The organism is Microbacterium sp. zg-Y625 (genome assembly GCF_030246925.1).
GTDB classification, from domain to species: Bacteria; Actinomycetota; Actinomycetes; order Actinomycetales; family Microbacteriaceae; genus Microbacterium; species Microbacterium jiangjiandongii.
In genome coordinates, this window is the sequence record NZ_CP126740.1 from 2061226 (window position 1) to 2076074 (window position 14849).

Sequence of the window (14849 nt, forward strand, 5' to 3'; positions counted from 1 at the left end):
CCAGCATAAGGTGGTCTGCGTGACCGCCGAGACGCTGCTTCCCGAGGCGCCGTCGTGGTACGACCGACTGGCGTCGCGTGTGCGTTCCGATCCCCGCCTCGCCCGGCGGCTGGGCTGGATCGTGCCGCTGGTGATCACGGCGGTCGCCGGCATCCTTCGGCTGTGGAACCTGGGGCACCCTCACGCGATCGTCTTCGACGAGACGTACTACGTGAAGGATGCCTGGAGTCAGTGGAACCTCGGCTACGCCGCCACCTGGCCCGAGGAGGCGGACGCCGCCTTCGCCGCCGGCGACACCGACGCCTACACCGACATCGGCAGCTTCGTGGTGCACCCGCCGCTGGGCAAGTGGATCATCGGGGCCGGCATGGCGCTGTTCGGACCGGACTCGTCGTTCGGCTGGCGCGTGGGCGTCGCACTCGCCGGCACCGCCGCGGTGCTGGTGCTCTACTTCGTGGCCCGCGCCCTCAGCGGATCGCTCGCCTTCGCCGCCGTCGCCTCGGGCCTCATGGCCGTGGACGGGCTCGCCATCTCGATGAGCCGCGTCGCGCTGCTGGACACCCCGCTCATGCTGTTCGTGCTGCTGGCGTTCTGGTTCGCGCTGCTCGACCGTGCCGGTCACCTCGACCGCCTGGCCGCCGCGGTGGCGGCGCGCCGCCACCATGCCGGAGAGCCGCTTTTCTGGGGCCCGGTGCTGTGGAACCGGCCGTGGCTGATCGCCGCCGGCACGGCCGCCGGCGCGGCAGCGGCGGTGAAGTGGTCGGGGGTGTGGGTGCTCGCGGCCATCGGGCTCTACGCCGTCGTGACCGACGCGCTCGCCCGGCGGCGCGTGGGGGTCTGGCAGTGGCCGACGGATGCCGTCCGTCAGGGCGCCGCGTCGTTCGTGCTGCTGGTGCCGGTCGCGGCCGCGGTGTATCTGGCCTCGTGGACGGGGTGGCTGGTCACCGAGGGCGGGTACGGTCGCCACACGGCTGACGCGTCACCGGCGGGCGGGGTGTGGGCGTGGGTGCCCGCCGCCCTGCAGAGTCTGTGGACCTATCACCAGTCCATGTACGCGTCGGCGGCGGGAATGGCGTCGCCGCACGGCTACGCCAGCCCCGCCTGGCAGTGGCCGCTGCTGCTGCGCCCCACCTCGATGTACGCCGCCCGCACCGCCGACGGCGAAGCGGGCTGCGCCGCGGCCAACGGCTGCATGGACATCATCTACAGCATGCCGAACCCGCTCGTGTGGTGGGCTGCGGCGGCCGCGACCGTCTACCTCGTCTACCGGTTCGTCGTGCGACGGGCGTGGCGTGACGCGTTCGTGCTGACGGCGATCGCCGCAACGTGGGTGCCGTGGTTGTTCTACCCCGAGCGCACGGTCTTCCAGTTCTACACGGTCGTCATCCTGCCGTTCTCGCTGCTCGCGCTCACCCTCGCCCTGCAGGCCATCGCGGCGCCGCCGGGCGGCGACCCGGTGCGGCGCCGGGCAGGACAGCGCGTGGTGATCGTCTTCCTCGCCGTCGCGCTGCTCGTCTCGGCGTTCTGGTACCCGCTGGTGTCGGCCGTGACCGTGCCGTACGACTTCTGGCGCGCGCACAACTGGCTCCCCGGCTGGATCTGACCGCGCCCCGCACCCGCGCCCGCCAGGATCCCCGTCGCGCCGCCCCATAGGGTGGAGGCGTGTTCAGCTACAGCGTGCCGCCGATGACGGCCGAGGCCGGGTTCGCGATGATCGGCGATCGTTTTCTGCTCGTGGCGTCGCGGGAGATCGGCGAGTCGTTCGCGCGGGATCTGTGGACGCTGCTGTCCGCCGGTGACACCGCACTCGAAGACGTGCTGTCCGCGCTCGCGGGCCGCGGCATCGAGCAGCTCCCGGATTTCGCCCTCGTCGAACTGGTCGACGCGCGGACGAGCTCGGTCAGCGTCGCGGTGCGCGGCACCGCGACCGCCCAGCTGTACGGACCCGAGCGGACGACGCTGGCGGGGCCGGGCATCGGCACGTGGGTCGAGGGTTCCGCGCAGCACGTGGCGGGCATCGCGCTGAGTCTCGGGGCGACGCCGCCGGATGCGCTGCTGCCGCTCGGGCGAGGCGTCGTGCGCTCCGACCGCCTGGAGTGGGGCACGGTGCCGACGGGCCGCCCCGCCCCTGTCGACCGCCCCGCGCACGTCGACCGCGCGGCCGCGCCGGAGTGGGCCGCGGGCATCGAGGACGACGCGGCGCTGTCGACGACCGTCTTCGACCGCGAAGAGCTCGCCGCGCTCGTCTCCGCCGCCGTCGGTGCGACGCCCGACCGTCCGGCACCCGCCGCCCGTCCCGACGCCGCACCTCGGCGGTTCGTGCTCGCCATGGACGGCGGACGGGTGCTGGAGCTGGACCTGCCGGTGGTGTTCGGTCGCGCTCCGCACCCTGCCGCTCACCCCGGCGCACGGCTGGCCCCGCTGCCGTCCCCGCGCCGCGAAGTGTCGGGCACGCACGTCGAGGTGAAGCTCGACGGCGACCATCTGCTGGTGCGCGATCTGGACTCCACGAACGGCACCGTGGTGCGACACGCCGACGGCTCGGCCATGCTTCTGCGCGGCGGTGCGACGGCGCGTCTGTCGGAGGGGGCGGTGCTGGACATCGGCGACGGGAACGTCGCCCGGTTCCACGCCGCGCCCTAAGCGGTGGGGCGATTTCCAGGCGGGTGTGGCCTGTGTTAGAAACTTCTAAGGAAGCCGTACAGCGGGGGCTCGGCTTCCCGCTCGGCGGCCCCCGTCAACTCCCAGGTACGTGAGGTGAACGGTGGCGAACAGGCTTCCTTCCGCACCCCCCGTGCTCCCCGGATTCACGTACGTGCGTCCCCTCGGAACCGGCGGCTTCGCCGATGTCTTCCTGTTCGAGCAGAACCTCCCCCGACGCCCGGTCGCGGTGAAGGTACTGCTGGAGGACATCGTCGACGAGGGCCTGCTGCGCATGTTCAACGCCGAGGCCGACGTGATGGCACGGCTGAGCTCGCACCCCTCGATCCTGACGATCTACGAGGCGAGCATCTCCGCCGACGGCCGGCCGTACCTGGTCATGGAGTACTGCCCCACGTCGCTCACCAACCGCTACCGGCGGGAGGTCATGCCCGTGGCCGAGGTGCTTCAGCTGTCGGTCAAGATCTCCTCGGCGCTCGAGACGGCCCACCGCTCCGGTCTGCTGCACCGTGACATCAAGCCGTCGAACATCCTCGTCACCGCCTTCGGCTCCCCCGTGCTCAGCGACTTCGGCATCGCCGCCGCCGTCAACGGGCGCACCGGCGCCGACGAGGTGTTCGCGATGTCGGTGCCGTGGAGTGCCCCCGAGATCGTCGATGAGCGGGTATCGGGATCGATCGCGGCGGAGATCTGGGGCCTGGGGGCGACGGTCTATTCGCTGCTGGCAGGGCGCAGCCCGTTCGAGCGGGCCGGGAGCGGTCAGAACTCCCGCGATCAGCTGAAGTCGCGAATCCGACGGGCGTCGTACACCCCCATCGGTCGCCCGGACGTGCCGGAACGCCTCGAGGCAGTGCTCGCGCGATCGATGAGCAAGGACCCGGCTGCGCGCCATGCCTCGGCTGCCGAGTTCGCCCACGAGCTGCAGCTGGTGCAGCACGACCTGGGGATGCCGCACACGCCACTCGACGTCGCCGTCGACGAGTGGGCGATGGCCGGTGTCGCCGTCGACTTCCAGGACGACCGCGCGCGCGGCCCCGTGCGGCCCCGCGTCGAGCGGGCGACGCGGCGCCCGCCGCGCGCTCGCGCGGCCGCCCGTCGCGGCGTCGACGAGGGCACGGTGCTCGCGGGCGCCCGTCCCCCACGCCGACCGGGCGCGGGTGCGCGCATCGCGCTCATCGCCTCCGGTGTCGCGCTGCTGGTGGCCGGCGGGACCGCCGGCGTGGTGCTGCTGCTGACAGGGAACGGCTGACATGGCATCCCCCGTCACCCGCCGGAGGCGTTCCGGCAACGTCATCGGCGCGGCCGCCGTCGGAGTGGTCGCCGCCCTCGTGGCCACCCTCGCCGCCGTGTGGCCGGGCTACGACGCGCAGCAGACCCCGCTGGACGACGCGACGGTGTGGGCACTGCAGAACGGCGCCGGCAGCGGATACGCCCGGGTCAATCTCGAGCTGGCGGAGCTCGACACCGTCAAACAGGTGGAGAACGGCACGTCGCTGGCGCAGACCGGCGAGCGCCTCTTCGTCTTCAGCGATGGGGGCACGCAGTTCGCCGATGTCGACATGGCCACCCCGGCCGATCTCACCGCCGACGCCGAAGACGCCTTCGCGCCCACTCCCGCCGGCACCGCGGACATCGCCGTCGCGGGCGACTTCCTGGTCTACCGCACCGACGCCGGCGCCGTGCACGGCGCCACCCTCTCCAGCGGCGGCCAGACGGTTCCGGTCGACCCGTACGCCGAGGTCGAGGTCGAAGAGGGGCAGGAGCGCCCGCGGTTCGTCGCGACCGCCGCCACCGTCGACGACACCGGTGTGATCTACGCCTACTCCGCCGACGAGGGACGGGTGCTGCGCGCCGAGGCGGCGACCGGACGCATCCTCGGCGACGACGACACGCCCCAGTCGCCCGCCGACGCGCAGCTGACTGCCGTCGACGGGCGGTGGGCGCTGCTGGACGAGACCAGCGGAGAGCTGTTCGTCGAGGGCCGGGACGAGCCCGTCGAGACCGGTGTCGACGGGGGTGCCGTGGTGCAGCGGGCCGCAGCGACCGGCACCGCCGTCTACATCGCCGACACGTCAGGCCTCGTGCGGGTGCCGCTCGATTCCTTCAGCGCCGCCCGCGCGCACTCCGGCAGCGCCCTCGGCACCCCGGTGGCCCCGGCGACCGTATCGGGAACCGTGCACGCGGCGTGGCTTCCGGAGGGCGACGGCGAGGGCACGCTGTGGTCCAGCGCGAGCGGCGAGGCGACACCGCTGGATTACGGCGGCATCGACATCGGCGAAGGCCTGGACCCGGTCTTCATCGGCAACGGCTCACGCCTGGCGCTGAACGAACGGCGCTCGGGCTGGGTCTGGTCGGTGCCGGACGGTCGCCTGGTGCCGTCGTCGCAGGAGTGGGACCTGGAAGAGCCCGCCGAGGTCGAGCAGCAGAACGAGCTGGAAACCGAGCGCGTGCTCGATCCCAAGCCCCCGGTCGCCGTCGACGACGCGTTCGGGGTGCGCGCGGGATCGGTCGCCGTGCTGCCGGTGCTGCTGAACGACCACGACCCGAACGAGGACGTCCTCAGCATCGACACCGCCTCGGTGGAGGGCCTGGACCCGTCGTTCGGCACCCTGTCGTCCGCCGGTGCCGACCAGAAGCTCGTGCTGAACGTCGCCGCGGACGCGAGCGGATCGGCGACCCTGCGCTACCGCGCGACCGACGGCACCGCGACCGGCGGGCTGCTGTCGAACGCCGCGACCGTCACCGTCACCGTCGCGCCGCCGTCGCAGAACAGCGCTCCCGTCTGGTGCGGCGTCGAGGGGTGCCTCGCGCCCTGGCCGTCGCCGAGCGTGGCTCCCGGCGGCACCGTCAGCGTGGACGTCCTCGAGGGCTGGGTGGACCCCGACGGCGACCCGGTCTACCTCGCCGGAGCCACCGGCGACGCCGTCGGCGGCACGGTCACCACTTCCCCTGCCGGCACCGTGACCTACCAGCATCCGGACCCGAACGCCGAGGAATCGGTGACCGTGACGCTCGGCGTGACGGTGGCGGACGCCTTCGGCGCCACCGCGGAGCGGCCGCTCAGCATCGCGGTGACCCCGACCCCCGAGCTCGCCGCCGAGTCCTTCGCGGTCGTCGGCGTCGTGGGCGAGCCGGTCGCGGTCGATATCACCCCCTACGTCTCAGGCGCCTCCGGCGCCGTCTCGCTGTCCAAGGCCGTCGCCCTCGATGAGGCCCGCGCGAGCGTCACGGCCAACGCGTCCGGGCTGAGCATGGTCGTCACCGCGAGCGAGCCCGGCTCCTACATCGTGCAGTACACCGTGCGGGACGACCGCAGCGAGGTCACGGCCACCGTGCGCGTGACCGTGAAGCCAGCCGACGCGGCATCCATCTCGACCCCTCCGCTGACCGCCTTCGTGCGACCCAACGAGGATGCCACCGTCGACGTCTTCCCCGCGGTCGCGAACCCGGCCGGGCTGGTGCTGCTGCTCAGCGACATCCGGCCCGAGAGCGACCCGCGGGCGTCGCTGGGCGTCGATCTCGTCGGGCAGAGCATGCTGCGCGTGAGCGGCTCCACCGACGACGAGCAGCCCGGACGCCTCGGCGTGATCCGCTACACCGTGTCGGACGGCACCGGCTCCCCCGCCGCCACGGCGCAGGGCGAGCTGACGGTGGTCCTCCTGCCCTCCCCGAGCGCCGACCCGCCCATCGCCGTGGACGATGCCGTCACCGTGCGCGCCGGCAGCCTCATCGACATCCCCGTGCTCGACAACGACAGCGCCCCGTCGGGCGCGTTGATCGGCATCGACCCCTCGCGCGTCGTCAACGAGAGCGACGCGGGACTCGCGTTCGCCACCGACCGGCTGCTGCGCTACCTCGCCCCCCGCGAACCGGGCGTCTACGCCGTCGGGTACACGATCTTCCGCCTCGGCTTCCCCGAGGTCGTCGACACCGCCCGCGTGGTGATCACCGTCGTCGGCGACGAGGCGAACCAGGCCCCCGTCCCCCGCACGCTCGAGGGCCGGGTGCTCAGCGGCGCGACCGTGCGCATCCCGTTCACGTCGTTCGACGTCGACCCCGACGGCGACGCGGTCACCCTGGACCGCATCACCGCTCAGCCGGAGCAGGGCTCGGCGACGATCACCGCCGAAGGCGACGCCATCGTCTACACGAGCCCCGAGGCCTTCAGCGGCCAGGTGCGCTTCGGCTACCAGGTGCGAGACGCGCAGGGCGCCACCGGCACCGCGGACGTACGCGTCGGAGTGCTCGACACCCAGGCCGACCCGAGCCCCGTGACCTACAGCGATTACATCCAGGTGCAGGCCGGCGAGACCACCGAGGCGATCGTGCGGCCCGCCGACAACGACATCGACCCCGCCGGCGGATCGCTCGAGCTCGTGTCGGTCTCGCCCGTGGCGCCGGCCGGCAGCGACGAGTACGCCGCACTCCAGGCGCGTCTCGGCGCCGTCGACGACGGCCAGGTCACCATGAGGGCGGGCGAGGAGCTTGGCACCTTCTCGTACTCGTACACCGTGCGCAACGACGACGGCGACACCGCCATCGGGCTGATCGTGCTGAAGGTCGTGCGCGGTCCGGTGCCGGACCACCCCGTCGTGCGCGACACCGCGCTGACCATCGAGACCCGCGAGGCCTTCCCCCGCGGCGTCGACGTGCTCAGCGGAAAGGTGTCGTGGCGCAACGGCGACGTCTCGGACCTCACGCTGTCGCTGTGGGGCACCCACCCCGGCATCGAGGTCGACGGGTGGCGCATCTCGGGTGCGATCCCCGACGAGACCCTCCTCATCCCGTTCGAAGTCACCGGGACGGCGTTCGACGGCACCGAGGTGAGCTCCTACGGGTTCCTGCGGGTGCCCGGCGACCGCGACGTGCGTCTGAGCCTGCGCGGCGGCATGTCGACCCTCGACGTGCGCGAGAAGGAGTCCGTCGACCTCGATCTCGCCGTCGCGGTCGCGGTGCCCGCCGGGCAGACCCTCGAGGTCGACGGCGGCGGCGTGCGCGCCGGCGGAGCGCGCGCCGAGGGCACGTGCACGCTCGTCTCCGGTACCACCGTGCGCTACTCCGCCGGCGCGGGTGCCCCCTGGGCCGACACCTGCGTGGTGCCGGTCAAGCTCGGCATCCAGGATCAGTACACCTTCCTCACCGTGCGCGTCGTCGTCGAGGCCGAGATCCCGCAGCCGGTGCTGCGAAGCGCCTCGCTCGGCGTGAGCCCCGGCTCGACCGCGGAGTACGACCTGCGCGGGATGGTCGGCTGGGCCGGCAAGGAGGACTGGGACGCGCTGCAGTACGCCGCGACGTACCGGGGCGACCAGTTCGAGGTCACCCAGGCCGGCTCCATCGTGTCGGTGACCGCGCGCGACGCCGCGCGACCGGGGCGCGAGGAGCCCGTGTCCCTGACCCTCCCGAGCCACCCCGACGCCGCCGCCGCGAGCCTCGTACTCACCGTCGGTCCTGCGCCCTCGACCCTCCCCAAGGGCGGCACGGTCGTGCAGCGCTGCTCGCAGTCCGGCGGCGCGACCTCGTGCACCATCCCTGTGGTCGGCGCCTCCGGTGAGATCAACCCGCTGCCGGGAACCCCGCTGCGCGTGGTCGCCGCAGGCGGCCCGGCCAACTGCGCCGGCGTCAGCTTCAGCCTCGCCGGCGACAACGCCGTTCGCGCGTCCTGGGCGGCGGATGCCGCGGGCGCGGCAGACTGCACCGGCTCGTTCGTCGTGCAGGACGCGCAGGGACGACAGTCCGCCGGTGACCGCGACGGCCGGGTGATCCTCGACCTGCAGGGGCTGCCGGCCAACCCCACCCGCCTGGACTGGACCCGGTACGGCCCGACCTCCGTGACGGTGCGCGTCGTCTCCGACGCCCCCTCATACCCGGGCGTCGAGGGCTACCGCATCCTGAGCGGAGGTCGCGTCGTCGCCACCTGTTCGGCGTCGGGCGAGTGCCCGCCGATCGAGGCCCCGCTCGGCGAAAGGGTCGCCTACGAGGCGCGCGCCTTCAACTCCGTCGGCGAGTCCCGCGGCACCGTGTCGGCCACCGCCTGGGCGTACCGCGCCCCGAACGCTCCCACCGGCGTGCAGGTCGTTCCCACGCCCAACGGCACGGAGGGCGGCGTGGCGACCATCACCGTGACCGGCGTCGACCCGTCTTCCGGATTCCTGCGGCTCGCCGGCGGCGCCGGCGGCGAGGTCACCCTGCCGGTGCAGGGCGACCGCGTCACCTTCCGTGATTACGCGGTCGGATCGAACGCCCCGGTCACCCTGACGGCGACCCCGCTGACCCGCTACGAGCTGCCGCCCATCCCCGGCGGCAGCGAGACCGGTGGCGCGCTGTCTTTCCCCGCGAACGGCATCGGTGCGCCCGGGCTCGAGCTCACCGTCACCGCGTCGACGTCCGGGCGCCCGGGGTCGGTGACGGCGACCGCCACCGTCGCTCCCAACGGCGTCGGCGACCGCATCCTCGTCGGCTTCAGCCAGGGCGGCACCTGCCGGCCCACCGAATCGGTCGCCGCCCGCGGGGGCGCGGCTACGGCGACGTTCGACGACAAGTCGCTCTGGCAGCCGGTCACCGTCACCGCGTGCGCCGTCACCGAACAGGACGATGCGCGGTTCGGCAGCACCGAGGCCACCGGCACCGCGACACCGACCGCGGGGATCGATGTGCCCACGGGCGACGCCTCGTACACCGTCGACCCGGCGTTCACCAGCAAGGGGAACGTCTACACGTGGGGCCGCGTCTCGGGCGCACCCGACCTCGACGTCGACTGGCCCTTCGAGCTGCGCTTCCGTGCCGGCGCCACCGAGACCACCGACTTCGGCAGCCTGTTCGCGCTCGGGGTCAACCCCGGCCTCATCCAGGCCTTCGCCTGCAACGACGTGTTCGGGTGCAGCTCCCCCGGCGTCACCGTCGCCCCGCGCGGGCCGGCGTACACCACCCGGGTCACGTTCCCGTCGCGCTGCTTCAGCGAGCAGGATGCCCCCGGCATCTCGCCGGACATGGTGGCGGCGAACACCGCCGACTACTCCTGGGCGGTCACGCGCACCGAGGGTTTCGACAAAGTGGCGACCCTGACCTACACGGTCACGTGGAAGGGTGCCCTCGCCGGGCTGGCCGATGTGGCAGGCCGGGGTGCATACGTGCTCGAGTGCGAGCCCCCGCCGCGACCGACCCCCACCCTCACCCCGACCCCGCCCCCGACCGAGCCACCGCCGGCGGAGCCCCAGCCCACCGACCCGCCGCCCGGAGACACCAGCCCGTGACCGGCGCACCCCCTTCCCGCCCCGAGAGGACCCCATGACCATCACCGCCGAGCAGACCGCCTGGTTCCAGGAGACGTTCGCGAAGCTCGTCGACAACGTCGAGCAGGTCGTGCTGGGAAAGCGGCACGTGATCGAACTCGCCTTCACCGCGATGGTCTCCGAGGGGCACCTGCTGCTGGAGGACTTCCCCGGCACCGGCAAGACCTCCCTGGCCCGGGCGATGGGGCAGACCGTGCAGGGCACGAGCACGCGCATCCAGTTCACACCCGACCTGCTGCCCGGCGATGTGACCGGCATCACGGTGTACGACCAGAAGCGCGGCGAGTTCGACTTCCACCAGGGCCCGGTGTTCGCGAACATCCTGCTGGCCGACGAGATCAACCGCGCCTCGCCGAAGACCCAGTCGGCCCTCCTCGAGGTGATGGAGGAAGGACACGTCACCGTCGACGGCGTGACGCGTCAGGTGGGTGTGCCGTTCCTCGTCGTGGCGACCCAGAACCCCGTCGAGCAGGCGGGCACCTACCGCCTTCCCGAAGCACAGCTCGACCGGTTCCTGCTGAAGACGTCGCTCGGCTACCCCGACCACGCCGCCACGGTGCGCATCCTCGAAGGCAGCGGCAACGCCCGCCGCGAGGTGGAGTCCGTCATCACCCCGCAGGGGGTGGTGACCCTCGCCGACGTCGCCCGCGATGTGTACCTGAATCCCCTGGTGCTGGACTACATCGCCCGCATCGTCGAGGCGACGCGGCTCGCGACCGAGGTGCGCCTGGGCGCCAGCGTGCGCGGCGCGATCGCCCTGACCAAGGCCGCGAAGACCTGGGCCGTCGCGCACGGCCGCGGCTACGTGACGCCCGACGACGTCAAGGCGCTCGCCGAGCCGGTGCTCGCCCACCGGCTCATCCTCGACCCCGAAGCGGAGTTCGACGGGGTGACCGCCGGCGCCGTGATCGGCCAGGTGCTGCTCGACATCGCACCGCCCAGTCAGCGGGATGCCGTGTGAGCCTCCCCTCCGAATCCCGCCTCACGCGCACCGTCGGGTCAACCGGCACCGCGCATGCGCGCACCCGCTACGCCACCGCACGGTCGACGACCGAGCTGGCGGTGCGCGGCGACCGCGCGTGGCGTCGTGCGCGCACGGCGGTCGTCGCCGCCTGGCGCGGGGTGTCGGACACGGTCACGGCCGCCGGCTGGCTGCTGCTGACGGCCGCGGCAGCGGGGATCGGGCTGGGCGTGGCCTTCGGATGGGTCGAGTTCGCGGTGGCGGGATCGATCGCCGCGGCGCTGCTGGTGCTGTCGGTGCCGTTCCTCTTCAGCGCCCGGGCCTACGACGTCGACCTCAGCCTGGGTCATGACCGGGTGGTGGCCGGCACGCACGTGGAGGGCACGCTCCGCGTCACCAACATCGGCCGCGGCATCGCCTTGCCCGGGCGCATCGACGTGCCGGTGGGTGAGGGTCTCGTCGACGTCTACGTGCCGCTGCTGCGGCACGGACACGAGCACGTGCAGCAGGTCGTCGTCCCCGCCGAGCGGCGCGGCGTCATCACGGTGGGGCCCGCGCGCACGGTACGCGGCGACCCGCTCGGCATCCTGAAGCGCGAAGCGACGTGGGACGACACGCACACGCTCTACGTGCACCCGGTGACCACGGCCCTGCACAGCACGAGCACCGGGTTCATCCGCGACCTCGAGGGTCAGTCCTCACGCACCATCGTCGACGCGGACATCTCCTTCCACGCGCTGCGTGAGTATGTGCCGGGCGATTCGCAGCGACAGATCCATTGGAAGTCGACCGCCAAGACCGGCACGCTCATGGTGCGCCAGTACGAAGAGAGCCGCCGCTCGCGCATGATCATCGCGCTGGCGCTCGGCGAGGGCGAGTACGGCACCGACGACGAGTTCGAGCTGGCCGTGAGCGCCGCCGGGTCCATCGGCATCCGCGGCATCCGCGACGGGCGCGACGTCGACGTCGTCGTGGGCGGCGAGGTGCCCGAGTTCGCCCGCCGCACCGTGCGGACCATTCGGGAGCTCGCGACGGTGACCACCCGCACCCTGCTGGACGAGCTCTCCGGTGTCGAGCGCACGACGCTGGTCGGACCGCTCGCCGACGTCACGTCCCTCGCCCGCGAGACGCACAGCGACGCGTCGATCGCGTTCCTCGTCTGCGGCTCCACCCAGACCCCGCGCCTTCTGCAGAGCGCAGCCCTCGCCTTCCCCCCCGATGTCGCCGTCGTCGCGGTCGTCTGCAACCCCGAGGCCGAGCCCGGGTTCCGGCGCCTGGGAACGGTGACGGTGCTCACGATCGGTCTGCTCGACGACCTGCGTCACCTTCTCGCACGCGGAGCACAGACATGAGCGCCGACGCCGGGCCGCAGCGGCGCTCGCGCCGCCGGGCTCCCGTGTCGACCGCACGGTTCCTCATCGTCAACGCGCTGCTGCTCGACGCGCTGTTCCTCGTCGGCGCCGTCGCGGTGTGGCCGATCTACCGCGACCCCGCCTTCCTCGTGCTCGTCGCCGTCGCGCTGGCCCTCGCCCACCTCATCGCCCTCGCCGGCATCCGGTGGGGGTGGTCGGGATGGTGGGTGGCCCTCGCGACCATCGGCGCCTACGTCGTAGCGGGGGTCCCACTGGCGGCGCCCACGGCGCTGGCGCGGCCGGACTCGCTGGTGCCGTCGCTCCTGAGCGTGCTGACGGCACCCGTCACGGGGTGGAAGGATCTGCTCACCCTCGAGCTGCCACTGGGCACCTACCAGAGCACCCTCGCGCCGGCGCTCCTGCTGTTCCTCGGCATCCCCACCGCCGCCCTGTCGCTGGCCTGGCGCGCCCGCCGTCTCTGGGTGCTGGCCGCTCCCCTGGGCCTCGGGCTCACCGTCTTCGGCGTGCTGTTCGGTGCCCGCACGCTCAGCGCCCCGGTCATCGCCGGCGCCCCCGTGCCCGGCGCCGTCGAGGTCTTCGCCGGAACCGCCGCGGTGCTCACGGCACTCGTCTTCACGGTGTGGCGCACCCGGCACGAGCGACGTCGGGCGCTGCGGGCCGCGGAAGCTGCCAGCGGCGTGCGCGCGACGACCCGGGCCAGGTCAGCTCTGGCGGGGCGCACGGCCATCGCTGCCGGCATGCTCGTCGTCGCTGTGGCCGGCGGCGTCGCCCTCGGGCCGTGGGCCGTCGCGGGGCAGCCGCGTGAAGTGCTGCGGTCGGGGATCGACCCCCGCCTCGAACTCGCGGCGCAGCTGAGCCCTCTCTCGCAGTACCGGGGCTTCTTCGCGGACGACCAGTTCGACACGGTGCTGTTCACCGTCGACGGCGCCGAGGGCGCCGACCGGGTGCGCCTGGCGACGCTGTCGTTCTTCGACGGTCAGGTCGCCCGCGTCATCGACCCCGAGGCAGGCTCGGCAGACCCCACCACCGCGTTCGTGCGCGTGCCGTCGGCGCTGCCGGCGCCCGACCGCACCGTGCCGACCGTCGCCGACGTGCAGATCGCCGCCTATGAGGGCATCTGGGTGCCCACCGTCGGCTCCGTCACCGCGATCGACTTCGACGGCGGCACGGGCGGCGACCGCGACGACGGATTCTTCTACAACGTCGACACCCGCATGGGCGTCGCCCTCCCCGACCCGGGGCTGCAGCCGGGGGCCACCTACCGACAGCACGGCGCCGTCGACGCCGAGCCGCCCGCCGTCGGTGACCTGACCCCCACGAGGGACACCCCGCGGCTCGATGACGCGCTCGTGCCCGACAGCCTCACCGACTGGATCAGGGCGCAGGAGGCCCCCGCCGGCGGCGAGGGCCTGCACATGCTCATCGACCGCCTGCGCGCCCGGGGCCTGCTCAGTCATGCCCTCACCGTCGACGCCGAGGCGCCGCCGCTGTGGACGGCGGGGCTGGGCGAATACTCGTTCGAGCCGAGCAGGGCCGGTCACTCGACCGACCGGATCGACCGCCTGTTCACGGCCCTCCTCGAGCGCCAGAACGACGTCGGCGGCACCGACGACGCGGCCCTGGTGGCAGCGCCCGGCGACGACGAGCAGTTCGCCGTCGCCGCCAGCATGATCGCCGACCAGCTCGGCTTCGACGCCCGCATCGTGCTGGGGGCCCGCCTCACGGCGGGGACGGATGCCGCGGGGCTGCCGACCTGCGTCGACGGGGCGTGCCGCGGCGGAGACATGACGGCCTGGATCGAGGTGCAGGACGCCTCGGGCATGTGGGTGCCGATCGACGTGACACCGCAGCACGAGGTCGGCATGACGCCGGACCTCGAACAGCGCCGGGACCCACAGAACCCCACCGAGGTGCGGCAGGAGATCGCCGAGCCCGTGCCGCCCGCCGAGGCGGACCCCGCCGACAGCGGCGAACGCGAAGACGACGACACGACGACCGAGACCGACCTGTCGGCCCTGTGGGCGACGCTGCGGGTCGGCGGGATCGCGCTTCTGGGCCTGCTGGTGCTGGTGGGACCCTTCCTGCTCGTCGTGGTGCTGAAGGTGCTGCGCCGGCGGGGCAGGCGCGACGCGCCCGACGTCGTCGAGCGGTTCACCGGCGGATGGGACGAGTACGTCGACACTGCGGTGGACCACGGCTACCCGGCCCCGAGCACGCACACCCGCACCGAGCTCGCGGCGCAGTACGCCGGTGCGGAGGCCTCCGAGCGCGGGGCGGAGCTCGCCCGCTGGGCCGATCGCTCGGTGTTCGACGCCGAGCCGCCCCACGCCGACGAGAGCGAGCGCTTCTGGCGCATCGTCGAGGAGGAGCGGGCGAGATTCGCCGCCGAGGCCGGCTGGTGGGCGCGCCTGCGGGCCCGCCTGTCGCTGCGATCGTTCCTGCGCTCGGCGAGGGCCCGCGCGTCCCGCCGCAGACCGCCGGGGGGCCGCCGTGAACGCGGCTAGGGTGTGCAAGGCGATCGGCGCCGACATGACCGGATGCCGGATTCGACACGAGAACGAGGAG

Annotated in this window: 7 protein-coding genes; all 7 read left to right on the top strand. The window is 73.1% G+C overall.

What is annotated here, in order from left to right; all coding sequences use genetic code 11:
• Positions 1-19 precede the first annotated feature (19 nt).
• Positions 20-1603, top strand: coding sequence for a dolichyl-phosphate-mannose--protein mannosyltransferase (locus tag QNO14_RS09500; RefSeq protein WP_257505063.1), 1584 nt, complete (start codon positions 20-22; stop codon positions 1601-1603).
• A gap of 59 nt (positions 1604-1662) precedes the next feature.
• Positions 1663-2643 (top strand): FHA domain-containing protein, encoded by a 981-nt coding sequence (locus QNO14_RS09505; protein ID WP_257496002.1) that lies wholly within the window; start codon positions 1663-1665, stop codon positions 2641-2643.
• A gap of 151 nt (positions 2644-2794) precedes the next feature.
• Positions 2795-3910 (top strand): serine/threonine-protein kinase, encoded by a 1116-nt coding sequence (locus tag QNO14_RS09510; RefSeq protein WP_257496001.1) that lies wholly within the window; start codon positions 2795-2797, stop codon positions 3908-3910.
• Between the two features lies 1 nt (position 3911).
• On the top strand, positions 3912-9911 hold the full coding sequence (locus QNO14_RS09515; protein ID WP_285184255.1) for an Ig-like domain-containing protein: 6000 nt from the start codon (positions 3912-3914) through the stop codon (positions 9909-9911).
• 34 nt (positions 9912-9945) lie between these two features.
• Positions 9946-10911 carry an AAA family ATPase gene (locus QNO14_RS09520; protein WP_257496000.1) on the top strand — a complete coding sequence of 322 codons (966 nt, stop codon included), beginning with the start codon at positions 9946-9948 and terminating at the stop codon, positions 10909-10911.
• Positions 10908-12263 carry a DUF58 domain-containing protein gene (locus tag QNO14_RS09525; RefSeq protein WP_257505064.1) on the top strand — a complete coding sequence of 452 codons (1356 nt, stop codon included), beginning with the start codon at positions 10908-10910 and terminating at the stop codon, positions 12261-12263. The genes QNO14_RS09520 and QNO14_RS09525 overlap by 4 nt, the downstream gene beginning before the upstream one ends.
• Positions 12260-14788 (top strand): DUF3488 domain-containing protein, encoded by a 2529-nt coding sequence (locus QNO14_RS09530; protein WP_257505065.1) that lies wholly within the window; start codon positions 12260-12262, stop codon positions 14786-14788. The genes QNO14_RS09525 and QNO14_RS09530 overlap by 4 nt, the downstream gene beginning before the upstream one ends.
• Positions 14789-14849: the final 61 nt, after the last annotated feature.

Excerpts from the sequence above, each read along its gene's own strand:
- QNO14_RS09530 (WP_257505065.1), top strand. The coding sequence starts at position 12,260 with ATGAGCGCCGACGCCGGGCCGCAGCGGCGCTCGCGCCGCCGGGCTCCC.
- QNO14_RS09515 (WP_285184255.1), top strand. The coding sequence starts at position 3,912 with ATGGCATCCCCCGTCACCCGCCGGAGGCGTTCCGGCAACGTCATCGGC.
- QNO14_RS09520 (WP_257496000.1), top strand. The coding sequence starts at position 9,946 with ATGACCATCACCGCCGAGCAGACCGCCTGGTTCCAGGAGACGTTCGCG.